At 69.2% G+C, this 23,251-nt stretch carries 17 protein-coding genes and 3 pseudogenes; 6 read left to right on the forward strand and 14 right to left on the reverse strand.

The genetic code is table 11. The annotated features are described in order from the left end of the window. Positions 1-103: 103 nt before the first annotated feature. Positions 104-6,490 (reverse strand): RHS repeat-associated core domain-containing protein, encoded by a 6,387-nt coding sequence (locus tag OHA55_RS32035; RefSeq protein WP_266713144.1) that lies wholly within the window; start codon positions 6,488-6,490, stop codon positions 104-106. A 404-nt stretch (positions 6,491-6,894) separates the two neighbouring features. Here OHA55_RS32035 and OHA55_RS32040 point away from each other — a divergent pair. After that, a pseudogene (locus OHA55_RS32040) lies at positions 6,895-7,368 on the forward strand (tyrosine-type recombinase/integrase); the annotation flags it as partial. A 45-nt stretch (positions 7,369-7,413) separates the two neighbouring features. Here the strand turns inward: OHA55_RS32040 and OHA55_RS32045 are convergent. The 5 genes from OHA55_RS32045 to OHA55_RS32065 all read right to left on the reverse strand — a co-directional run bounded on the left by OHA55_RS32045 (position 7,414) and on the right by OHA55_RS32065 (position 13,529). Continuing rightward, positions 7,414-8,222, reverse strand: a protein-coding gene (locus tag OHA55_RS32045; protein WP_266713146.1) for an IS5 family transposase whose coding sequence is annotated in 2 segments (ribosomal slippage) — positions 7,414-7,902 and positions 7,905-8,222 — 807 coding nt in all. Because the reading frame shifts where the segments join, the coding sequence is not laid out codon by codon here. Positions 8,223-9,037: 815 nt separating this feature from the next. Further along, positions 9,038-9,388, reverse strand: a complete 351-nt coding sequence (locus OHA55_RS32050) for an STAS domain-containing protein (protein ID WP_266713148.1) — start codon at positions 9,386-9,388, stop codon at positions 9,038-9,040. After that, positions 9,385-10,470 (reverse strand): B12-binding domain-containing protein, encoded by a 1,086-nt coding sequence (locus OHA55_RS32055; RefSeq protein ID WP_266713150.1) that lies wholly within the window; start codon positions 10,468-10,470, stop codon positions 9,385-9,387. The genes OHA55_RS32050 and OHA55_RS32055 overlap by 4 nt, the downstream gene beginning before the upstream one ends. Next, positions 10,467-12,134, reverse strand: coding sequence for a PP2C family protein-serine/threonine phosphatase (locus OHA55_RS32060; RefSeq protein WP_266713152.1), 1,668 nt, complete (start codon positions 12,132-12,134; stop codon positions 10,467-10,469). The genes OHA55_RS32055 and OHA55_RS32060 overlap by 4 nt, the downstream gene beginning before the upstream one ends. 210 nt (positions 12,135-12,344) lie before the next feature. After that, positions 12,345-13,529, reverse strand: a complete 1,185-nt coding sequence (locus OHA55_RS32065; RefSeq protein WP_266713154.1) for a PP2C family protein-serine/threonine phosphatase — start codon at positions 13,527-13,529, stop codon at positions 12,345-12,347. Positions 13,530-13,689: 160 nt separating this feature from the next. On the opposite strand from OHA55_RS32065, the gene OHA55_RS32070 reads away from it, so the two are divergent. Next, positions 13,690-14,115: a MarR family transcriptional regulator gene (locus tag OHA55_RS32070; protein ID WP_266713156.1), complete on the forward strand. Its 426-nt coding sequence runs from the start codon at positions 13,690-13,692 to the stop codon at positions 14,113-14,115. A gap of 429 nt (positions 14,116-14,544) precedes the next feature. Here OHA55_RS32070 and OHA55_RS32075 read toward each other — a convergent pair. Together OHA55_RS32075 and OHA55_RS32080 are read right to left on the reverse strand one after the other, a co-directional pair. Next, a pseudogene (locus tag OHA55_RS32075) lies at positions 14,545-14,964 on the reverse strand (sigma-70 family RNA polymerase sigma factor); the annotation flags it as partial. 38 nt (positions 14,965-15,002) lie between these two features. Continuing rightward, positions 15,003-15,341 carry a MerR family transcriptional regulator gene (locus OHA55_RS32080; protein ID WP_266713157.1) on the reverse strand — a complete coding sequence of 113 codons (339 nt, stop codon included), beginning with the start codon at positions 15,339-15,341 and terminating at the stop codon, positions 15,003-15,005. 901 nt (positions 15,342-16,242) lie between these two features. Between OHA55_RS32080 and OHA55_RS32085 the strand changes: the two genes are divergently transcribed. Next, positions 16,243-16,632, forward strand: coding sequence for an ATP-binding protein (locus OHA55_RS32085; RefSeq protein WP_266713564.1), 390 nt, complete (start codon positions 16,243-16,245; stop codon positions 16,630-16,632). Between the two features lie 322 nt (positions 16,633-16,954). Here the strand turns inward: OHA55_RS32085 and OHA55_RS32090 are convergent. From OHA55_RS32090 to OHA55_RS32105, 4 genes and pseudogenes are all read right to left on the reverse strand, one after another. Beyond that, positions 16,955-17,146 (reverse strand): annotated as a pseudogene (locus OHA55_RS32090) (GNAT family N-acetyltransferase); the annotation flags it as partial. A gap of 172 nt (positions 17,147-17,318) precedes the next feature. Beyond that, positions 17,319-17,765, reverse strand: a complete 447-nt coding sequence (locus tag OHA55_RS32095; RefSeq protein WP_266713158.1) for a DUF2267 domain-containing protein — start codon at positions 17,763-17,765, stop codon at positions 17,319-17,321. A gap of 59 nt (positions 17,766-17,824) precedes the next feature. After that, on the reverse strand, positions 17,825-18,220 hold the full coding sequence (locus tag OHA55_RS32100; RefSeq protein ID WP_266713160.1) for a DUF2267 domain-containing protein: 396 nt from the start codon (positions 18,218-18,220) through the stop codon (positions 17,825-17,827). A 108-nt stretch (positions 18,221-18,328) separates the two neighbouring features. Beyond that, positions 18,329-18,763, reverse strand: coding sequence for an Hsp20/alpha crystallin family protein (locus OHA55_RS32105; RefSeq protein ID WP_266713162.1), 435 nt, complete (start codon positions 18,761-18,763; stop codon positions 18,329-18,331). A gap of 129 nt (positions 18,764-18,892) precedes the next feature. Between OHA55_RS32105 and OHA55_RS32110 the strand changes: the two genes are divergently transcribed. Next, the gene (locus OHA55_RS32110; RefSeq protein ID WP_266713164.1) at positions 18,893-19,558 is read left to right on the forward strand and encodes an HSP18 transcriptional regulator; all 666 of its coding nucleotides are present in this window, start codon (positions 18,893-18,895) and stop codon (positions 19,556-19,558) included. Between the two features lie 138 nt (positions 19,559-19,696). On the opposite strand, the gene OHA55_RS32115 is transcribed toward OHA55_RS32110, so the two are convergent. Further along, a complete protein-coding gene (locus tag OHA55_RS32115; RefSeq protein WP_266713166.1) occupies positions 19,697-19,930 on the reverse strand; it encodes a hypothetical protein in 234 nt (77 codons plus the stop codon). Between the two features lie 854 nt (positions 19,931-20,784). Here OHA55_RS32115 and OHA55_RS32120 point away from each other — a divergent pair. Then, positions 20,785-20,961 carry a hypothetical protein gene (locus tag OHA55_RS32120; RefSeq protein WP_266713168.1) on the forward strand — a complete coding sequence of 59 codons (177 nt, stop codon included), beginning with the start codon at positions 20,785-20,787 and terminating at the stop codon, positions 20,959-20,961. 105 nt (positions 20,962-21,066) lie between these two features. Here OHA55_RS32120 and OHA55_RS32125 read toward each other — a convergent pair whose 3' ends face one another. Beyond that, positions 21,067-21,993 (reverse strand): ROK family protein, encoded by a 927-nt coding sequence (locus OHA55_RS32125; RefSeq protein ID WP_266713170.1) that lies wholly within the window; start codon positions 21,991-21,993, stop codon positions 21,067-21,069. Between the two features lie 173 nt (positions 21,994-22,166). On the opposite strand from OHA55_RS32125, the gene OHA55_RS32130 reads away from it, so the two are divergent. Next, the gene (locus tag OHA55_RS32130) at positions 22,167-23,195 is read left to right on the forward strand and encodes a LacI family DNA-binding transcriptional regulator (RefSeq protein ID WP_266713172.1); all 1,029 of its coding nucleotides are present in this window, start codon (positions 22,167-22,169) and stop codon (positions 23,193-23,195) included. Positions 23,196-23,251: the final 56 nt, after the last annotated feature.

A 23,251-nucleotide genomic window follows, 5' to 3' on the forward strand; every position in this document is an offset into this window, starting at 1 on the left:
TCCCTGCGATCTCCTCGCGTGAAAACAAGGAAAATGAGGGTGACCAAGAGGGTCTCGCAAGGATGAATGATTTTCTCGCCCAACCGGGTCATCACGCATTTCCTTACCATCGGTGAGATCGATACTCGCCGTACAGACCGTAGGCCGTGGTGGCACCGCCGTACCAACGGTCGATCCCGTCAGCGCGTCGCGTGTAACGGTGATGGTAGCGGCGGTTTGCTTTCGCCGCTCTGCTGCGCATCCGCTTGTTGTACCTTCCGCGACCCCTGGCTCCCTTGGCGTATCGGGCCATCTTGCGGCCCTTCCAGAACTTTCCTGCGTATCGGAATCCCTTACCCGCGCCGAACGTGGCACTCCCGGCTATATCCATCCAGCCGGACCGATCGTGATGCCGGACCTTGTAGATTCCGCGCCCAAGAGAGATCCCGGCGGAAATCGCAGAACAGGCGGCGCAGCCGAACATTCCGGCTATCGCGAGTCCGGTTCCTGCGCGGTCAAGCCATTTACCCCAGCCGAACCGCCCATCGAGGTCGAGGCAGTTGATCGGATCGCCGGTGCAGTATTCGTAGGCGTTGGCATTCCCGCCGGGGATGGGGTCGACGGAGAGGAAGCGTCCCGTGGTGGGGTCGTAGAGGCGGACTCCCATGAGGGTGGCGCCGGTGACTGTTTCACTGGAGCGCTGCTTGCTGCCGAGCCAGCCGTAGCGGGCGGCGGTGCTGTCGTTCTCGGGGTTGCCGTACTCGTCGTATGAGAGAGCGGTGGCGGACTTGGTGATGTCCAGCGGGAGTTGGACGGTGGTGTCGCCGTGCAGGTCCGTCAGCTGGAGGACGGTGTCACCGGTGGCGCTGGTGACTGCGTCGAGGTCGCCGTCGATGCCCTGGACGTTGCGGGTGACCGCTGAGGCGGTTTCCTGGGTCCAGTCGGGGCTGTCGCTGTCGGCTCCGTAGTGGTTGGCCTTGGAGCCGGTCTGGCTCCAAGTGCTGTCTGCGGCTTGGGTTTCGGTGGTCCAGGCGGCGAGGCGGCCGGCCGCGTCCAGGGTCCAGGTCTGGCGGTTGGTGCCTGAGGTCTGGGTGCGGACGAGGTCGTTGGCGTAGTAGCCGATGGTGGCGCCCGTTGCCTGGGTAGTGGTGCGGCCCAGGGCGTCGTAAACGGTGCCGCTGGTGGTGAGGCGGTCGGCGCTGTCGTAGGTGTACGCCGTGGTCGCGGCCCCGGTGGTGGTGCAGTCGGTGCCGCCTGCGCTGGTCGCGGTGGCCAGGGCGGTGCGGTTGGTGTTCTTGTCGAAGGTGTAGTCGCGGCGCGTGCAGGACCCGTCGGGCGCGGTGTCGTCGGCCCGGGTGAGGCGGCCTGCCGCGTCATAGCTGTAGCTGCGGGCGCGGGTCTGGCCGTTGGATCCGGTCTCGTCGACCGTCTGATCCTGGGCGCTGTGGTCGGCGGTGTCGGAGGAGACGACGACGTTGTCGCTGTCCCGGGTGTAAACCCGGGAGGTTTCCGTACCGGTCTCGTCCTGGGTGACGTTCAGCGTGTAACCGCCGGGCAGCGCCTCGGTGGCCAGTTCACCGTCACTGTCGTAGGCGGCGGTGAAGGTTCCCGCTACCGAGTCGGTGCGGGAGGTTTCCAGGCCGCGCGGGTCCTTGGCGGTGTCGTAGGTGTAGGTGGTGGTGGAGGGTGCGGAGTCGGTCACCTTCGCGGGGCGCCCGAGGGCGTCGTAGGCGGTCGTGGCGGTGTTGCCCGCTCCGTCCTTGTAGCTGATCTCCCTGCCGAGAGCGTCGTACGTATGGGTGATGGTGCCCGCGCTGGTCGTCACGGTGGCCACGTCGCCGCTGTCGGCGGTGTACGTGGTGGAGCTGTCCGGCACAGCGGTGCCGGTGCCGCCGCTGATGGCGACCTTGGTCGTGCGGCCCGCGCTGTCGTAGGTGGTGTCCGTGGTGCGGGTGACGGAGTTCGCCGTCTCGGTGACCTTGGACGTGTTGCCCCAGCGGTCGTATTCCACCGTCTTGGTGGGCAGCTGGGTGGGGTTGGAGCCGCCGCCGGTGATCGCTCCGGCAGGGCCGGTGGAGCAGACCTGGTCGGCCCATTCCGGGCGGCCGTTGCAGGCGCCCGTGCCGGTGGCCGCGTAGTACGTGGTGACGGTGGCGCCCGCGTCGCTGCCGCTGGACTTGGGCTGGAGAGTCTTGATGACCCGGCCCTGAGAGTCGTACGACGTGGTCTTGGTGATGGCTAGGCCGCTCGGGTCGGTGACCTCGGTGGTCGGCAGGCCCTTGACCCAGTCGTAGGCGGTCGTGGTGGTGCGCACGTCGGCGTCGGCGGGATAGCCCGACACCGTCGCACCGGACTTGGTGGTGGTGACCTGGTTGGCGACGGTGGCGGTGCCGTCGGTGGGACGGCCCTCGTCGTAGCTGTTGGCGGTGTGGGAGCGGGCCGGAATGGTCGTTCCCGCGGGAATGTCGCTGCCGCCTGCCCCGGCCTTGAGCACGGAGGCCAAAGTGACCTGGTGCAGCGGCCCGTACTCGTCGGTTTCACGCAGGCCGTCGGCGGAGTACACCGAGGTGGTGGACAGTTGCTGGGCGCGGTCGGCGGTGGACAGGCCGTCGATGTCCAGCGCGGTCAGCTCGGCGAGCTGCTCGCCGCTGCCCGACAGGGCCAACTCGCGGTTCGAGGGGTTAAGTTCACGGATCGTGTTGCCGTGGGTGTCGTACTCCGTGGTGGTGAGGTGCTTGCCGGGGGTGGCGGTATTGACCTCGCGTCCCGATGCGTCCGCGTACGAGACGGTGGCCCGGGTGTAGTCCGAGGCCGCCAGGTCGGAGCCGGTGTGCGAGGTGGGAACCGAGTCGGCCGGGAAGACGGCGGTCGCGTCGGTGGGGACATCGCTCTGGCCCCAGGCGGCCACGTCCGAGGTGCCCATGGCGTTGGGCGCCTTGGCCCCGGTGAGCGGGACGTCGTAGACCACGCTGGTGATGGCCGTGGTGCCATCCGGGGTGCTGGCGCTGCCCTGGGTCAGGTTCGGGCGGGAGGCTGCGAGCAGCATGCCTGTCCCTGCGGTGGCTGCGTTTCCGGCAGTGCCGTAGGTGAGGGTCCAGGGGAGTTCGCCCGGCGGGGTCAGGGTGGTCACGCGGCCGGCGCTGTCGTAGCCGTAAGCGGTCTTCAGCGCGGGGCTGATGCGCGGGTCCCAGGTCTGGCGCAGCTGCCCGGTGGTGTCGTAGGCGTACTGCGCGATGACGGTGGAGGTCGATGCGGAGGCGCCGGGAGTGGTGGCCCATTCCTTGATCTGGGCGACGCGGCCGGTGAAGTCGCCGGGTGCGGTGCTGGTGGCGGTGGTGGAGGTCGCGTAGACGTACTCCAGCATCCGGCAGCCCTTAGCCGCCGGGGTGCTCTCGCAGGTGGAGGCGGTGACCGCGGTGGTCGGGGCGATGAGGTACTTGGGGCGGGCCAGGGTGCTGGTGCCCGAGGTGACCGCTTCGGAGACCACCTTGGTGGTGGAGTTGTCGGTCGGCAGGTAGGAGGTGGACACCTGCCAGGTCGTCGCCGCCGAGGCGACCTTCGCGAAGGTGGTGGTGGTGCCCTCGGTGTCCTTCAGGGTGAAGGAGCCGGTGAGCGACCCGGTCAGGGTCAGGTCCTCTGCGCCGGGCTCGCTCTTCCAGCCGCCGGTGGTGGTGGCGGTGAAGCCGGTCTCGTTGCCGTCCACGTCGACCAGCGCCACCGAGGTGGCCGAGGTCTTGCGGACGTAGGCCCAGTCGGAGTCGGTGATTTCGGCGGTGGTGCCCGAGGTCCACTGCGGGCCGAAGATCGCCGCCTGGCCCTCGGCGTCGGAGCCTGCGGTCGGGCGGCGGGAGGAGGCGGTGCGCGTCACGCTGAGTCCGAACCCGGAGGCGTCCGTGTCGGACAGGGTGTAGTCACCGGTCAGGTCGTTGACCGAGCCGGGACCGACGTCGTCGGACGGCGCGGTGCCCGCGTTGCGGTCCACCGTGATGGTGTTCGCCTGGGAGTAACCGGTCGCGGTGCCGTTCGTGAACGCGGCACGGATGTCGATCGCCCCGTCCTCGGTCAGCGACTTCGTGATGTTCCAGGTCAGGCCTGCGGGAACACCGTTGGCCACTGCCGCCGGCCAGGCCGCCACAGCGCTGCCGTCGGAGGTCTTGGTCACGTCCGCGAGCGGGACGGTGTGCCAGGTGTCGGTCTCACCGCGCCGGTACTGGTAGGTGACCCCGGTGTAGGAGGTCTTGCCCGTGGCGGTCAGCGATACGCGCCGGGCGCTGGTGTCACCGTCGCCCGGGGACAGCAGGGCGGCCCCGTCGGCTCCCACGCCGAAGGAGTACTTCGTGGTGGTGGCGGAGATGTTGCCGCCGGAGTCGATGGTCTTGGCGTACAGGGTGTGCCAGCCGTCGCCCGGGGTGATGGACACGGTCAGCGGGTCGCCGCCGCTTCCGTCCACCGTGTCGTCGATGCGCTTGGGGGCAGCCGGGTCGTCCAGGCCCCAGGAGTAGCCCTGCCCGTCGGTGGAGGCGGTGTCCAGGGTGCAGGTCACCGTGCCGTCGGCTTTGGTGGTCCAGGTGTCCTGGCTGTAGGGGGTGCAGGCGATGGCGGGTGCGGTGGGCAGCCCGGTGTTCATCACGAAGGCGGTGTAGCCCGACCAGGTGCCGTAGTCGGTGCCGTCGAAGGCGCGTACCCGGTAGCGAAGGTGCACGCCTGCGGGGAAGGCGTTGGCGGCCGGGACGGCAAGGGTGGAGGTGGCGCCGGAGGCCACCGTCTTGCCGTACGCCGTGTAGGCGTAGGTGGTGTCCGCGACGGCGGGGTCGGCGGTGATCTCGTACTGGCCCTGGGCGTTGTCGCCGTCGGCGTCGGTGACCTTCGCCGACAAGGACGGGGTCAGCGAGGTGACGTAACGCTTGCCGTTGTAGGCGTTGACCGCCGACGGGGAGATCGCCTGCGAGCTGGTCGTGGCATGAGAGTTGTACGTGATCGTGAACGTCGGGTTCGACGCGAACCGCACCAGGTCGGTGGAGTTGCTCTCGGTGCTGTTGAAGAGCCCCAGGGTCCAGTTGCCGTTGGAGATGTTCGCCAGGTACTGCATCCCGGCGGTCACATCGAACGACACCGCTTTGTTGGGCGAGGAGCTCGTGGTGGTGAACGTCGTTGACGCGTTCGGGCTCGGGTAGTTCGGGTTCGCCGCGCTGGTGGACTTGGCGGGCTGCTTGCTCCAGGTGGTCGTCGAGCTGATCGAACCGGTCGAGAAGGCGTTGATCGTTGTGGAGTTCGACCCGGAGGCGGCCGCGTAGGTGACCGTGGTGTTGAGCTTGCCCGACAGGATGGTGGTGCCGTTGATGCGGGCGGGCAGGCTCAGGTTGTAGTAGGTCCGCTCGATCCCGTAGGGGGAGGAGAAGCCCTGGTAGCCCACGGCCAGGCCGGAGCCGGGTGCGGCGTCGTAGTTCGACGTGGACGGGTAGGCCTCCTGCACCTGGTCGTAGTGCAGCGTTGAGCCGGTTTCGGAGTGGGGCACGTAGGCGGGGTCCACGTACACCGGGTAGACCGTGCTCTTGGCCCTCAGCAGGTTCTGGTCCACGAGCAGGTGAAGTTTGTGGTCCTTCAGGCTGCTTTTCACGCGGGCCCGGTGGGCGCGCGAGCCCGGGGCCTGGGCGCTGGAGCGTGTGCCGGGTGGGGGCTTGAGGCGCGCCAGGGCCACGGTGGCCCTGCCGGCCGCGTTGTCGCCACCCGAGACCGTGCTGGTGCTCTCGGGGTCTGTCACGGTTGCAGGGTCGGCGGCGTTGGTCGCGGAGTCCCACATGACGGGCGCGGGCGAGGTGACGATGGCATCACCCTTGCTGTCCTCGACGGTCAGATTCCCACCCGCGTCCGTAGTCGCGGTGATGCCGTTGCTCGTGGACACGGTCTGGACGAGGTCGGTCAGCGCTGGATCGGCCGCGGCGGTGGCGTTCTTCACCACCAGGGTCTCCTCGGCCCCGCCGGCGGCGGTGGCGGTGACCTGGAGGTCGACTCCCGAAGCAAGCACGTCGGCGTAGGTGGCCGTGGCTCCCTTGACGGTCGGCTTGGGCAGAGACGTGGACCAGACCAGCTTGGTCTGCTTGCCGTCCACGGTCATGTCGACCAGCGGCCCCTCGCCGCCCCCGGACAGCACCAGCGGCGACTCGCTCGCCGCAGGGGTGAGATCACCGTTCCCTGTCGTCACCAGAGTGGTGTCAACGTCCGTCCACTCGCCGTGCTTCTTGACCCAGCGCGGTTGCGCGGAGGTCTCGTACGACAGAGTCCCGTCGGGGTTGGCGAAGGTCTGCGCGGAGCTTGTCCTCGCGTTCATCACCTCGATCCTGCGCTTCTGCAACCGGGCAGTCAGGAGCGCGGACGACTCATTGGCCGCCTCCGCCGGACCGCTCAGCGACGGTGTCAAGGCGGGAGCGGCGGCAGCCACCGACGGTTCGCTTGCGAACGCGACTGTCTGGCCGGTCGCCTCGACGACGATGGCCGCTTCAACAGCGAGCAACAAGCCCAGTGAGCCCGCTATGCGCCTCAGCCGCTTGCGTCTCGCCTCAGCAGAAGCCAACCTCGAGGGAGGCTGAGCCCCACCCAGGAATCGAATCCCCATCACGTCTCCTTCACGCCCACTTCACATAAGTGCGCAGTAAGGCTGAAGGATCGCAGTCACGCAATCACAAGCGGATCACAGGGTTCCGATCGAGGGTCGCGGTCGTGCGCGTCAACGCTTTCGGCGCGATCAATGTAGCTATTTGTCCACTACGTCTTACTGCTCAATCGGTGGTCGGATCGTCAGTTGGTCAATGAAGGTTCAAGGAAAAGATCTCCCAATCCTTTACATTCGTGAAGTCTTCTGCCCCTCCGCGTCGCGAAACAGTGGAGTGCCCCCTTATGCGGGAGTCACTGCTCGCTTCGCTCGCCATCGCCGCCCAGCTCGTGCAGGACGGCTGGGAGGTCCACGAGGGCGCCCCAAGACCGCCAGCGGCATTCGGACGATCGCCCTCGGGGAGGAGACGAAACAGGACCTCCTGTCTCGCAAGGCCCGCCAGCAACGGGAGCTGGAGGCGTGGGGCGAGGGCTGGTAGGCCACCGGCCGGATCTTCACCCAGGAGGATGGCTTCCTTCTGCACCTCGGCAAGGGCAGCGACCTTTTCAAGCGTCTGGTGGAATCCGCTGGTCTCCCTCCGATCCGCCTCCACGATCTTCGCCACGTCGCAGATGCTCGCTGCCGGGGTCGACATCAAGGTGGTCTTCGAAACTCTCGGCCACTCGGACACGCGGATCACCCGGGACATCTACCAGTCGGTCCTGGACGATCTCGCTCGTGACGCCGCCGAGAAGGTCGTGCAGCTCGTGCCGCACGCCCGGAGGACCTTGGCGGCGGTGAAGAAGACCCTTGATGTTCCGGGCTCCTTTGAGCTCGTAACACGATCATGGTCGGGTCTTCTTGAGGCGTCGGTAGCAGATGAGGCTGCAGGCGAGGGATACGAAGGCGTCGTGGAGTTCGGTGCGGCGTTCCCAGCGGACGGCGAGTCGTTTGAAGTGGTGGAGCAGGGCGAAGGTCTGCTCGACGACGTATCGCAGCTTGCCGATGCCCTTGATGTTCGGTGCTCCCTTGCGGGAGATGACGGGCAGGATTCGCCGGCGACGGAGCTCGTCGCGGTTCGGGTTGGAGTCGTAGCCTTTGTCGCCGAGCAGGGCCTCTGGTCGTCGGCGGGGTCGTCCGGGTCGGCCTGCGACGGGTGGGATGCCGTCGACCAGGGCGAGGGTCTGGGTGACGTCGTTGACGTTGGCCGCGGTCGTGATGACCTTGAGCGGGGTGCCGCGTCCGTCGCAGATCAGGTGGTGTTTGCTGCCCGTTTTCCGCCGGTCGACCGGCGACGGACCGGTGTCGGTGCCCCCTTTTTCGCGCGGATGTGGGAACCGTCCACACACGCACGTGACCAGTCGAGTTCGCCGGCCGCGTTCAGCTCGGCGAGCAGGACCCGATGCAACTGGTCGAAGACTCCTGCCTTCTGCCACCGGTCCAGTCGGCGCCAGCAGGTCTGTCCCGAGCCGAACCCGAGCTCCAGGGGCAGGAGTTGCCAGGCTATGTCGTTGTAGAGGACGAACAGGATGCCCTGGAGGCAGAGCCGATCCGACACCGGCCTGGGCCCCGGCGACCGCTCCGGCCACGGCGGCAGCAACGGCTCGACCAGAGCCCACAACTCATCGTCGACGATCCACGGTCGGGTACCCACACCCTCACGAACGGCCGAATCATCACACCGGTAACGGCCTACCAGGACGATTCAGCAAGATCGTGTTACGAGCTCGAAGAGACGTCGCCGCCTACGAGGTCGAGTCGTGAACGCTGTTTGCGAAACACCCGTCGCCCGGCTGGCCACCACCGCCCTGGCTGAACTCCACGACGAGTGAATCGCCTACCCCCGCCGCTACCTGTCCATCGAGAGCATGGACAGCTCCTATCCGGACAGCACAACTCCCCTGCCCGGTACAGCAAGTGATCGCCTACACCACATCACGGGACATGACCATGCCATAGACGGGGGGCATCGAGGGAGGGCGACGCCTGAGCCCCGACCACCCCGACACCATCCGCGCCCGCCAGAATCTCGCCATCGCCTCCGCAGGGAGGGGCCCGGGAAAGCCCCGGGCAGGTCTGGACGCCGGCGACGGTCGGCTTCGTGAGAGGGAGAGTTCGGCGGTGCGTAGCACTGAGATGAGGCGGAGGGCGAGCAGTTCCTCACGTGCGTACGGGAGAGCCATTCCCGCCGGTGATGGTGTCGAGGGCGAGGATCTCCCGTCGTACGAGGCGTAGCGCGGGTCCCGGCGGGCCAGGAGCCATTCGGACGACAGCGTGGGCAGGTTCGGGCTGGGCTGCTGGCTGGCGAGTTCCGCTTCGAGGCCGCCGATCCGTCGCTTCGCGCGGTCCATCGCCCGGTCCCACCCTCGCTGGAACGCCTCTTTCTCCTCTTCCTTCAGCAGACGGCACTACCAGCCGCACAGTTCATGGGCGGCCTCCCCGTGTTCTTGGGCCCTGTCAAGCAGGGATTTATTCGGCTTGTTGGGCGGTACAGGGCTGGGTGAAGAGGTGCTGGGTTCCGGTGATGTCGAGAAGGCGCCGGAGGAAGGAGGGCTGGTTGTCCAGGTGGAGGCGTGCGGAGTGCGCGGTGGTGTGGCGGTGGATCATCAGGAAGGAGGAGACGCCGATCGAGTCGCAGAAGGTGAGTTCCGCGCAGTCGATGTGCAGGTCCTGCAGGCCGGGCTGCTCGGTGAGGCATTGCTCGGCCCGCTCTGCCACCGCGTCGCCCGTGCTGAAGTCCAGGTCGCCGGTGAGGCGGAGGTACGCGCTGTCCCGCCCGGTCTCAACGGTCAGAGTGAGGGAGGAGGGCAGAGGCATCATGCGGTCACTCCGGGGCGGGACCCTGCGGTGGGGGTGGCACGGTCCAGAGCGAAGCGCGCCTGGTCGAGCAGCCTTGTGGTCCGGGGGAAGTCGTTGAGTTCGGTGGCCAGGATGTCCAGGGCGGGATGCAGGGAGCGGGTGGGGACGTGGCGTGCGGTAAGAATGCGCGCGGTCCACGTGATGAAGGTGGTGAACAGGTCGTCGTCGTCGAGGTAGAGGGCGACGGTGAGGAATTCGACGATGTGGGCGAGGTCTTCGGCGGTGCGCTCACGCTGGTGGGCGGTGTAAGCGGACATTGCGGGGAAGTGCTCTTCAAGCCGGGTGAGAACCGTCTTGACCAGCTGCGGCTGGGAGCGACCGACGAGCGTGTACTCCTGGTCGGTGAGGTGGGGCAGGTCGTCGATCTGCTGGTGCCCTCGATCGAGTGTGGGGGCGGGAACGCCGTCGGCGAGCAGGCGTGCTGCAGCGCGTGCGTCGGGGGCCCAGGCGTCGGCGCCGAGGAGGCGGGCGTATCGGCCGTCGTGTCCGAAGGCTGCGCCGCCGACGAGGACGGGAACGCCGATGGCCTGGCACGCGGTGATCGCCGCGTGGGCGGCGGGCAGCCGGGTGGGGAGGGAGGAGGAAAGGGCCACCGCGTCGGTGCCACTGGTGTGGAGGTGGGCGATCAGGTGCGGGGTGGGGACCTGAGCACCGAGGAAGTCGACTTGCCAGCCGCGCAGGGTGAGGACTTCGGCCAGCAGGCGGGCGGGCAGGGAGTGCCATTCCTGTTCCACGCAGGCCACGGTGATGTGCCCGAGGCTGGGTGGGGTGCGGTGGGCGGGGTGGTGAGCGAGGGCGGCGATGACGCGTTCGGTGATGGCGCTGGCCGCGTGCTCCTGTGCGACGCTGAGCCGGTTGGCGGCCCATTCGGCGCCCACCTTCGCCTGTACCGGGGCGATGAGATCCAGCAGGGCGGTCTCCGCGTCCAGCCCGTCGTCGAGAGCGGTGAAGACGATGTCGGCGGCGCGGTACTCGTCGCGGGTCGTGACGGCCGCCCACAACTGGTCCCGCAGGCCCTGGGCGACAGCGGTCGTGGGGGTCATGCGGTGTACCTGCCTCGGGTGTGGCCGTTCACGGCGCTGAGATGCTGCGTGCGGGGTGCGCTGATGGCGATGAGCGCCATGTCGTCGTGGCGGCCGTTGCGCAGCCATTGGGAAGCGAGCATCTGGATCTGCTCGATGACGGCTTCGGCCGGCATGTCGGCACACTCGGACAGGGCCCGTCGCAGGCGTTCGTCTCCGAACAGTTCGTCACCCAGGGGACCGCCACGGGCTTCGGTGAATCCGTCGGTGTAGAGCAGGCAGGTGTCGCCCGGCTCCAGCACGGCCTCCACGGTGAGGGCCTCGATCGTGGGGAGGACCCCGATCAGTGAACCGCGGGTGGGGACCTCTTCGATGTTTCCGTCGGCGCGGACCACGAGGGGGTGGGGGTGGCCGGCCGAGGTGAGGCGCAGTCGCACCTGGTTCTCCGCGCGGTGCACCGAGGCCAGTACGAGTGTGGCGAAGCGGGTGTGATGGGAGTTCAGCAGAGCGCCGTTGAGGAGTCGCAGCATTCGTCCGTGGTCGTCGGCCATGGGCAGCAGCGCTTGCAGGGTGTTGCGGATCTTGCCGGTCAGGACGGCGGCTTCCAGTCCCTTGCCGCACACGTCCCCGAGGACCACCAGCGACGCGTCCGCCGCGGTGCTGCCGGGGTGGACGTCGTAGAAGTCGCCCCCGACCTGTTCGGCGGCGCCTGCGGGGCGGTAGCCGCCGGCGATCTCCACCCCGTCCAGGCGTTGCAGGGTCGGCGGCAGCAGGTCACGCATCAAGGTCTGGGTGATGGCGCTCTGTTCGCTGTAGAGGCGTGCGGCGGACAGCGCGGCACCGGCCCGGGCCGCGAACAGGCGGGCGAAGACCTCTTCGTCCTGGTTGAACTGCGCACGACCGCTGCGGCGGAGCAGGATCAGGGCTCCCGCCGGCACCCCGTGTCCGGGCAGGGGGGTCACGACGACCGAATCGATCTTCCCGGTGAAGCCGTCCGGGAGGGCCCATCCGGGCAGGGCGGCGGGATCGATCCAGCGCGACGGCACGGGCGGGAACCCCTGGAGCGCTTCCGCGAGTCCGGGGAGATCGGACGGGTCGGCGACGAGCAGAGCGCGGTCGGCTTCCCGCCCGGTGAGGGCCCGGGAGACGGGTAGTTTGCCGCCCTTGGCGGGGGCGACGACGATGGCGACGTCCGCGAGGTACTCGGCGGCGAGCTGCGCGGTCGCGGACATGCACTTGTCGGTGTTCAACGAGGCCAGCAGGACATTGGACGCCTCCGAAAGGAAACGAGTGCGTTCACGCTCCGCGACAAGTGCGTCCTCCGCGAGCCGACGGTCAGTGTCGTCGACCAGCCACCACACCACGCTTCCCTCCGGCGTGGGCGTGGCATGCGCCTCGAAGCTCTGGGCTCCGATCCGCCCCGACAGGACAGTCGGCGCAGCACAATCCTGATCGGCCCGTCGGGCGGAGCCGGTGTGTGTCGCTGTCATGCGCCGGTGGGCGTCGGTCAGCCAGCTGGGAGCCACGTCCTGCATACTCGCCCCGGGCGTCGCACCGTCCAGGAGGAGAGCGGCCGCGCTGTTCAGCTCGAGAACGGTCCCAGCCGCGTCCGCCACGATGGCGGGGTAGGGGGCGAGGCCCCACCAACTCGTGTGGGTAGCGGTATTTTCCCTGGTTGAGGCCATGTAAGAGGGCCCGCCCTGGGCGAACCGCACCACCTTCCCCTGCTCGATGAAAAGTATTTGCCGTGCGGCAAGCATCCTCCAGGGGTGTCCTCGATAGCAACCTGCCCCCGCGTGCCGCGTTCCGGTCGCGGTGTGCTTGCACGCGAAGAACACGCCGCAGGACCGGAACCTTCACACCGTGGCCACATCAGGGCTCCCGGAGGCAGGTGCTCAGCTATCGGCGGCGGGTCGGCCGTGCCAGTCCAGGCACATCACCAACGAGTCGTCGGCAGCCGGGCCGGAGCCGCGGTGTCCGAGCAGTTCCTGCAGCATCGCGCGGGGCACCTGGGAGGCGGGGAGCAGCCGTGTGCTGGTGATCGACCTGGCCAGGGCGCGCAGGCTGTACTTTTCCCCGGCGGGTGACAGCGCGTCGTAGACGCCGTCGCTGATGAAGAACAGGCGGTCACCGGGCTCGACGGCAAGGTGCTGGGGGACGTAGGCCGTGTCCTCGAACATCCCCAGCGGATCCTGCGCCTCCAGCTCGACCGTCTCGACCGCACCCGCGCGAAGCCGCCACACCCGCGGCGAGCCCGCGTCGATGATCTCCACCTCACCGGTGGGCAGGTGAAACCGGAGCAGCAGCGTCGCCAGGTACTTGGCGCCTCCGTACTGCCCGTGGACCGCCTGGTCCGCGAGATACGCCTGATCGCTCAGGTCCAGTCCGGCGCGGCGGGCGTTGCGCAAGGCGTTGACGGCGAGGTTGGTCAGCAGCGCGGCGTCGATCCCCTCGCCCATGCCGTTGCTCACGGTCAGATACAGATCGTCTGCGGAGGCCGACCAGTCGAAACTGTCACCGAAGATGGCGTACGCGGGCTCCAACTGCGCTCCAAGGCTGTACTCGGGGCGGGCACATGAGCGGCCGGGCAGCAGCTGCCACTGCATCTCGGCGGCCAGCGTCAGGCGCTCGGCCCGACGGGCCTGCAGGAACACGTCGGTGTCGCGCTCCGCCACGACCACCTCATGCGCCAGCGCATCCGCGTACAACTGGAGTTCCCTAGCCACGTCCGCCCCCACCGTGTCCCCAACGCCTGGCAGGGTGACGCTCAGCACGCCGAGGCGGTCCCCCCGGACGCTGACCGGCAGGTGCACCATTACCGCGGAAGCCGAGTCGTCAGGCACGCAGTACGGCTCCTGGGCCCCGAACGCGCGGCCCGGCGCGCTCTCGTGCACCGACAGCGGCCGCAGCGTGTGCGGCAGCACACCGACCGGTTGCAGCCGGGTCATGGCGTAGTCGGCCATCAACAGTTCCACCGCGCGGGCGCCGAAACGATCCTCGATCAGGGAACGGAGCACGTCGAAGATCTCGTGGGGCGCGGCCTCGCGCAGAGCACGCTCAACCGCACTGGGTCTGTCCACCGGTACCGGTCTTCCTTTCCTTCACATATCTTCATCTATGCGACTGCTCACATCGACCAGTCAGAACGGGCACGAAGCGCCCACTCGGGAGTGTCACATGCGCGAGGCCCACGCCTCCCACGACCAGCACCCTTCCCGAACCGCGCCCGGAATCGGGAACATGCTGGAGCTGCTGGAAGCAGCGTGGGAGCGCCACCGCGACACGCTCAGCACCGCGCCGCTCTCCGCCGCCCAAACCCGTGTGATGTACCTCATTGAACGCGAACCAGGCATCAACCTGACCGCGCTCGGCCGTCGCCTATCCTCTGCCGCACCGTCCGTCACCCGCCTGTGCGACCGCCTTCAAGCCGCCGGATTCCTCCGCCGCACCCCCCACACCGAGGATCGGCGCGCCACACAACTGGAACTCACGGAAGCGGGCACCGCCTACCTCCACGGCATCCGGCACCGCCGGGAACAGGTCCTGCGTCAGGCCATGGATCGTATGAGCCCCGAAGCCCAGCAAGCTCTCGCCATCGGTCTCGCCGCCCTGTGCGACGCCGCCGGCGAACCCACGAGGCAACCCGAACGCCGCGAAACTGCCTGAGCGACGCACTCCTCACCACTGGGTGAGCCGTCGGAAAAGAGGAGTGCGTGACCGGTGCCGGCAAGGCTCCGCCGCTTCGCCGCCGCCGCTCGATCTCTGGGCATCCGGTACCGCCTTCACGAGGGTGACGGCCTGCCCCACGCGCACAGCGGCCGCTGGGGCGGTGCCGCCGGGCCCTACCGCGCGCCGCCGCGTCGAAGGGCGGGCAGTGGGCGACCGTCCCGACGACCAGGACCGGGACGGGGGTGGTGGCCGAACAGGATGGGTTCGGCCACCACCATGGCGGACCATTCGTCCCCGTCCTCCGCCGGGCGCGCGAGACCTATCCGCTTCCCCGGCTCCGCTGCGGGAAGCCGCAGGGCGTGCTCAACGGCCCCCGAGTAGCTTCTTGCGGATACCCGGGGGCCGTTGAGGGAGCTGAGCGCGGGGTCAGGCCACGACGTTCATGCCTTCGCGGAGCTTGCGCAGGATGCGGTTCAGCAGCCGGGAGACGTGCATCTGGGAGATGCCGAGTTCCGCGCCGATCTGGGCCTGGGTCATTTCGGCGCCGAAGCGCATCTGAATGATGAGGCGCTCGCGTTCGTCGAGCTGCTCCAGGTGTGGGGCCAGGTCGTGGAGGTTCTCGAAGGTCTCCATCGCCGTGTCCCAGTCGCCGAGCACCTCGGCGTAGCCGCGCTGCTGGCGTCCGTCGTCGCTGTCGGAGGAGGGTACGTCGAGCGAGCCGGCCGAGTACCCGTTGGAGGCCACGAGTCCTTCGATGACCTCTTCCTCGCTCAGGTCGAGGTGGGCGGCGAGCTCTTTGACCGTCGGGTCCCGGTCGAGCCGGACGGAGAGCGTCTCCTTGGCCTTGGTTGGGTACCCGCCGGCGCACGGCTGCCCACGGGGGATCAGCCGACGTTGGCCTGGCTGGCAGTGGGGTGGGTGCGCTGGTGCTCGGCGTTGATCCGTTGTGCTTCTTCGAGCTGGTCTTCGAGGATGATGATGCGGCAGGCGGCGTCGACGGGGGTGCCCTGGTCGACGAGTTCGCGGGCGCGGGCGGCGATGCGCAGCTGGTAGCGGGAGTAGCGGCGGTGTCCGCCGGCGGAGCGCAGCGGGGTGATGAGGCGCGCGTCGCCGAGGGCGCGGAGGAAGCTCGGGGTGGTGCCGAGCATCTCGGCAGCTCTGCCCATGGTGTAGGCGGGGTAATCGTCGTCGTCGAGACGGTGGTACGAGTCGTCTGCGGTCATTTGCACCTGTTTCTGGAACGCGTGGAGGGGCCCTGGTGCCAGTGGCACCAGGGCCCCGAAGGAACTACACCATCCGCCGGCCCTGGTTCTGCGCGGGCCTTCTGTGTCCGCCGTCCCGACCTGAACGGTGTCGGGGGTGCGGGGATCGCGGTTGCTTGACCGGAGACCACCTCACTGTCGATGTCCTGCGGTACCCGGACTCAGGTGTTCGGTCCGGGCGATCCTGATGGCGCTCGACTCCTCCGTTCTTCCCTCGGTGATCAACTGCTGCCAGTGGGGACTGGGAACTGCTGCTACTGCTTTCTCGTGTACTGCTGGTGATGCGAACTGCTCGGCGGCCTCGACCGGCGCCGCTCCTTCGGCAGCCAGCCCCGTCGCCCGTCCTGCGTCCGCTCTGGCTTGGAACCCCACTGCCGAACCACCCGGTGCGTGCGTCCGCAGCCGACGCCTTCACCGAGGTACTGCTTCACTCCACTTCGCTGCTGGGTACTGCCCTTGCGTGAACCGCAGTCCTGCTGGTGGCGGCCCCTGATCACTGCGGGCCACCCGGTCCGGTCGTCAGCCACGTCGCCGTCCTGCACCTGCTCTGGCTTCGCGACTCCACCACCGCACCGTCCTGCGCGCGGCAACTACATGTACCGCTCCCGGCAGTTCGTGTCTGCCGGGCCTTGCTGTCTCTCGGGGCTACGACAGAAACCATAACCACGCCACCACCCAATGTCTACTCCCGCCATGACAGATTTTGGCCCGTTCGATGATGAGGTATTAGGTCTCGAACAGTGAGGGATGTGGCCGGGCGCGGACCTGTCACCGCCGGTTGAAGAGCCATGGTCCGGGCATGAGCCAGGCACGGGGCAGAGAGAGCCGGGCCCCTGCCGACGCAGAAGCCAGGGGCGGCCAGATGGACACGATGAGCGTGAACCTCACCCCCGCCCTCTCCGCGTCCTCCATCGCCGGCGCACGCGACAGCGCCCGCACCTTCCTCGGCGCACTCGTACCGGCATGCGCGACCGAGGCTGCCGGCACCGTGGTTCTGGTCGTCTCCGAACTCGTCACCAACGCCCTGCGCCACGGCGGCGGCGCCTGCACCCTGGACCTGACCGCACACCCGGACGGCATCGAGGTCGCCGTGCACGACCACAGCCCGCTTCTGCCACGCATGCGCACCCCCGACCTGCACGGCGGCACCGGAGGCTTCGGCTGGCCCATGGTCAACCGCCTCGCCCGCACCACCAAGGTCACCCCCCGCCAGCGCGGCGGCAAGACCGTCAGCGCCCTCCTGCCCAGGTAACGCTCCCGAGGTGCACACGATCAAGACCACCTGCCGTCACGTTGGGGTGAGCCGCCCGCGAACCTCAGATCGCTGTTACCCGGGCCGCAGCCAGGCAGGCCCACTCGCCAGCGCCGCAAGACGCAAGCGTTGACGGGGACGACTTCCACATCGACTTCGAGCGCCGACAGGCCGCCTGCCTCCCCGATCACCAGATCGCCTTGTCATGTCGCAGCACTATTGGCGGGAGCCACGAGGCTGACCTGCACTGTTGCCATGCCGTTTGAGAATCTCGGGCTCTCCGTTCTCAACCGACATGGCAGTCGTGGAAGAGGTTCGGTCCTTACTGGCCCTGGTCGAGGGGAACGTCACCAAGCCGAACACTGAGCTGGGCACCCAGTTCCTGGAATCCCAGAGCTACAGCCACACGCTGTGATGGGTAGGGCCGTGCTCTCCACTGTGGCAGCAGCCCGGCATCGAGGGCATGGGCCACTGCTGCGGACGCCACGGTTCGGGCCAGGCACCGGCCCCGAGCCGGGTCGGCTCAGGACGGGCCCGGGTGTGCAACTGCTCGAGGCCGCGGTGACCCTCCAGACGGCCAGCGGGAGGACCGTGAGCGCCCTCGCGGGCCGATAGAGCAGCACCGGTCGCACCAGTCACCAGGGTGTGCCATGTCAGGAACCGGCCGGGTCTGTCGGACGGTCCGGTCAGGCGGCGGTCGGCTGGGGCCGGCGCAGTTCTGCCCGGCCGAAGAGGAGGGCGTAGCCGTCGGGGAGCCGGTGCAGGATCCGGGTGATGAGGTCGGGGCCGGCGAGGTGGGTGATGACGGCGAGTACGGCGCCGGTGTCCCAGCGGGTGGTGGCCGGGGTGGCACCGGTGCGGGTGGCCAGGTCCTTGACGAAGCCCCAGCCGGTGAGGGGTTCGGTGTCGGGGATCTGGGCGGTCAGGGTGAGCGCGGCCTCGACGGGCAGACAACGGGCGAGGTCGACGCGTTCGTCTCCGGTGAGCTGCCGGCCGAGGGCGGCCAGGACGTTGTCGACGGATTCCGCGGCGCGTTCGCGGGTGGGGTAAGCGCCTTCGTAGCGCACGCGTTCCAGCATCTGGTCGAACGTCATGACCGTCTGGGGCCGGTTCGTTCGGGGCTGGTCGTACATGGCTGCGGTTGCCTTTCTGCGAAGGAAGCCGCCGCGCGCGGGCGGCGGGCCGGTGGTGGTCAGGTGGGCTGGGGGTGTCCGAACAGGAGGTCATAGCCGGGCGGGAGCTGGAGAAGGACCTCGCGGGTGAGGACGTTGCCCGCGGCGGCGGCCGCGGTGGACAGGACCGCGCCTATGTCCCACAGGGCGGTCTTCTCCGTGGCACCCTCGATCCAGGCTGCGGTCGCGCGGACGAACCGCTCGGACGAGAGCGGCTCCGCCGCCTGCAGCGGGTTGAGGAGGATCAGGGCGTAGGTCTCGGGGAGCCGGGCGGCAAGCTCGGCGCGCACGGTGCCGACCAGGTGCGCACCCAGCAGGGCCAGGACGACGCGTGCGACGCGATCGGCCTCTTCGGGGGTCTCGTACTCGCCTTGTTGCTGGACGTGGGCCAGAAAGGATTCCCTGCGCATCGACATCACGTCACCTCCGGGAACGGAGTGAAGGGGTCAACGGGGGTGCGGAGGGCGGGGCACCGGGGGGAATGGGATCTTCCCGCCCTCCGCTGCCGGGTGCTGCTGGAGGACTCAGCCGGAGATCTGCTTGCGGCCGGACTCCCCGCCGATGGTGACCTTGCGGGGCTTGGCTCGCTCGGCAATCGGGATCCGCAGGGTCAGGACACCCGCGTCGTAGTCGGCCTCGATCCGCTCGGTGTCCAGGGTGTCGGCCAGGACGATCTGGCGCGAGAACACGCCCAGCGGCCGCTCGGACAGCTCCACCTTCACCGAGTCGGCCTGCGCGACCGGGCGGCGCTCCGCCTTCACGGTCAGCATGTTCCGCTCGACGTCGATGTCGATCGCGTCGGTCGTGACCCCGGGAAGGTCGAAGGCGATGACGTACACGTCGCCCTCGCGGTAGGCGTCCATCGGCATGACCGATGGCTTCGACCACGTGCCCGACGTACCCGACAACTGCTGGACGATCCGGTCCATCTCGCGGAACGGGTCGGTGCGCATCAACATCGCGAAACACCTCCAGTTGGTTCAGGCAGAAACTGCCAATGCGCTTCAACGTGCCACTGTTGTAACATGTCATCGAAACGATGACAAGCAGGAAGTCATCAGGAGGATGACAGGACGGAAGAGAGTCCCGTGAACCAAGCCACCCCACCCACCACGCCCGTTTCCCTCAGCGCCGCCGCGGCGGCGCTGGAAGCCATCAACCAGTCCATGAAGGTCGCTCAACAGCCCCCCGCCCTCACGCCGACGAACGCGGCCCCGCCGTCCGACGCCGGCCCGCACCCTGCCCTGGCCGCACTGCTGATGCTGCGCGAGGTCCGCGAACAGCTCGCCGGCTGGGAAAGCGGGCTGATCGAGACCGCCCGCGGGCACGGCGCGAGCTGGGCCGACCTCGCCGGGCCCCTCGGCGTCGCCAGCCGCCAGGCCGCCGAACGCCGCTACCTGCGCCTGCGCCCCGGAACCCCTGGAAGCACCGGCGAGGAGCGGGTCCAAGCCACCCGCGACACCCGCGCCGCCGACCGCTCCGTCACCGCTTGGGCCCGTGACAACGCCGCCGGCCTCCGGCGCCTCGCCGCACAGATCACCGCCCTCACCGACCTGCCCGACGGCGCCCGAGACGCGGTCGGTGAGCTGAACCTGGCCCTCGCCGACAACGACCCCGCCCGGCTCCTGGGCCCCCTGACCGCCACCCGGCCCCATCTGCGGCCGCGGGCCGCAGACCTCGCCGACCGCGTCGAGGACCTCACCCGGCACACCGAACAGCTCCGCCGCGACATCCACGACCAGCGCGGCACCTGAACCGCATCCGGTCGCCCCGCCACCCCGTCGGCGAAGACTTCGGAGCGGCGCATTTCAGGGCCGAGCTGCCCCCACCACCACGGACTGCCGGTGCCACCCTCTTGAACCCACTCAAAGGAGATCAGAAACCGGCACCCATCAGCCGAGGGCTCTGCGGAGCCGGATGATGGCACGCTCCAGATCATCGAAAGCACCCTGTTCCTCATGTGGAGACACACGGGACGCCTGGAAGATGCTGTTGCGGGCTCCGCGAATTCGGGCGTAGGCCTCGAAGCGGGCAATGGCTTCGCGCGCCTCGTGCATTGTCTGCTGTGGCGAAGGAGTCGCGGAAGGCGGTTCGTTCTGCGGGGAGGTCCGCGTTTCCTCCATCATCAGGCGACTGTCCCAGCATGCGAGGCCGATGGTTGCGATGCGGTGCCGCCTCATCCTGACCGTCCACGACCAGGCCGACCTCAGGATCGCCGCTACCCTCGTCCGCCGTGCACCGGATCCTGCGCATCGTCGGCGCCGATACCTTCCTCCGGCTGCACCCCACCGTCGAAGACGCCCTCACCGCCGCCGAGTCGGCCCGAGTCACACCGCCGCGCGACTGAACCGGTATGAAGAACGTGCCTGAGGAGGGTAGGAGCGACGTGACGACTGCGACGATCTCTCGCAGGGACGAGACCTGGCACAGACGCCGCGTCCGTCTCCCAGGGAGACGGACGGGAGAAAGATCTTCCCAAGCAAGGCCAGCCGAGGCCAGCCGAGGCCAACTAAAGCCAAGTCCGGCCAAGTCGTGGAGCGAAGAGAAGCAGGTCAGGACTCCGACCTGGTCTTATGTCGACGCAAGAATGACCCAGACGATCACGGCTCCCCCTTCACCAGGCATCTCTTCCGGTCCGTGCCGCGCTCGCGCCCCGCCGTCGTACCGCACGGGCGCCGAGCCCGGCCCGCCCCGTACGGCCGTCCGCCCGGGACCCGCGACGCGGGTCCCGTCCCTCCGCGGGGCCGGGCCGTCCGGTGGGGCACTGGCTCTCTCTGGCTTGCCCTGAACACCCTGTGGCGAAAACCCGGCGCGACGAACCTGTTGTACGGAGCCGTGGACGGGGTACCCGTCGGCAGACGCCCCGCCGGCCACCGGACCGCGCCGGGAGACGGGCCCGGTGGCCCGGGTCCACGGCGGAGGCCGTCACCTGGAACCGTGGTCGGGCGAGACCGCGCGGAGTGCGGCAGAGGAGTTCACCATGCGTCAGAAAGTGCTCGGACAGTTTCCCGCCGGCGGCCCGCGCGGCAGCTGGCCGGCGGAGGAGTTCGCGGCCGCGCGCCGCGGTGAGGGGCTCGCGGTGGAGGTCGTGATGGATCTGGACCGGGACGCCTTCCTCGTGGTGCTCGCCCGGCCCTCCGCCGGGCGCGCCCGCTGAGCCGTCGGCGACGCCCGCCGAGTGGCAGGCCGTCGGGATCGTCCCGGACGCGCCCAGGAGGCCGGCGGGTCCGGGACGCGCCGCTGGGGCGTGTCGTCGAACGTCCTAGCGCACGGTTGCCGCGGCGGCCGCTCCCACGAGTCCGGCGTCGTTGCCCATCACCGCGGGCGTCACCGTGAGGTTCCGTACGAAGGAGAGCGTCGCGTAGTCGGCCAGGGCCCGGCGCAGCGGGGCGAAGAGCACGTCGCCGGCGCCGGCCACTCCGCCGCCGATCACCGCGATGTCGATCTCGACCAGAGTGGCCGTGGCGGCGATCCCGGCGGCGAGCGCCTGGGCCGCGCGGTCGAAGGACGCCTGGGCCACGGGGTCTCCGGCCCGTGCGGCGGCGGCCACGGCGCGGGCCGTGACGTCCCCGTCCGCGCCGGGCAGCCAGCCGTTGTCCAGGGCCCGGCGGGCGATGTTGGGGCCGCTCGCGATCCGCTCCACGCAGCCGCGCGCCCCGCAGGGGCAGGCGTCGCCGTCGAGGTCGACGCTGATGTGGCCGATGTGGCCCGAGTTGCCGGTGGGTCCGGCGTGGAGCCTGCCGCCGAGGACGAGTCCGCCGCCGACCCCGGTCGACACGACCATGCAGAGGGCGTTGTCGTGTCCGCGGGCCGCTCCCTGCCAGTGCTCGGCCGCCGTCATCGCCACTCCGTCACCGACGAGAGTGACCGGCAGTCCGCCGATCGTCCGGCCGACCCGGTCGACCAACGGGAAGTCACGCCAGCCGGGGACGTTGATCGGACTGACCGTGCCCGCCGAGGCGTCCACCGGACCGGCGCTGCCGATGCCCAGCGCCGAAGCGCGCGCCCAGTGCGGCGATGCCATCAGTTCGGAGAGGACACCGTCCACCGCCCCCATCACCGACTCGCCTGACTCCTTGGCGGGCGTCGGCCGCTGCGCTCGTACGAGCAGCGTGCCGTCGTCGCCCACCAGCGCGCCGGCGATCTTGGTGCCGCCGATATCGAGGGCGGCGACGAGGTCGGTATGCATGGCCTGGGCTCTCCGGATGAGTAGAAGGGCGGACCTGCTGGTTCCGTCCCTGCGGTCTGCTTAGTCTGTATTGCCATGACAACGTTGTCCAGGGCCTATGCTCGACGCCACAGCCCCGAAACCCCGCGGCGTTGACACCGGTGTCGACGCACCCTACGACAGGACAGCGCACTGTGGCCGAGACCGCCCGTCATTCCGAGCCCCGCTACGGCAACAGGCCCACCATGAAAGACGTGGCCGCGCGCGCCGGGGTCGGGCTCAAGACGGTCTCCCGGGTGGTGAACGGCGAGGCCGGTGTCACCCCCGACACCGAGCGCCGGGTACAGGAGGCGATCGACGCGCTCGGCTTCCGCCGCAACGACAGCGCCCGCGTTCTGCGTAAGGGACGTACGGCGTCCATCGGTCTGGTCCTGGAGGATCTGGCCGACCCGTTCTACGGTCCGCTGAGCCGCGCCGTGGAAGAGGTCGCCCGTTCCCACGGGGCACTGCTGATCAACGGATCCAGCGCCGAGGACCCGGTACGCGAACAGGAGTTGGTGCTCGCGCTCTGCGCGCGCCGGGTGGACGGGCTGATCGTGATCCCGGCGGGCGACGACCACCGCTATCTGGAGCCGGAGATCAGAGCCGGGGTGGCCACCGTCTTCGTGGACCGGCCGGCCGGTCTGGTGGACGCCGACACGATCCTCTCCGACAGCTTCGGCGGCGCCCGGCAGGGCGTGGAGCACCTGATCGCGCACGGCCACCGCCGGATCGGCTTCATCGGCGACCAGCCGCGCATCCATACGACGACGGAGCGACTGCGCGGCTACCACGCGGCGATGACGGATGCGGGCATCACCGTCGACGACCGGTGGGTCTCCCTGGGGACCACCGCTCCGGAAAGGGTGCGCGCCGCGGCCGAGGAGATGCTGTCGGGACCCGAACCGGTGACCGCGATCTTCGCGGGCAACAACCGTGTCACCGTGACCGCCGTGCGGGTGCTCGCCGGCCGAGAACGGCCGGTCGCTCTGGTCGGGTTCGACGACATCGAGCTGGCCGACCTGCTCGGCATCACGGTGATCGCGCAGGACGCGGCGGCCGTGGGGCGCACCGCCGCGGAGCACCTCTTCCGCCGTCTGGAGGGCGCGGGCCACGCCACCGCCCGGGTGGAGCTGCCGACGACCCTGGTGGCGCGGGGCTCGGGCGAGCTGCCCCCGGCGTGAACGGGCGCGGGGCTCCGGGGCCCTGCCCCCGGCATGAACGGGCGCGGGGCTCCGGG

This window comes from Streptomyces sp. NBC_00102, assembly GCF_026343115.1.
Classification (GTDB): Bacteria; Actinomycetota; Actinomycetes; order Streptomycetales; family Streptomycetaceae; genus Streptomyces.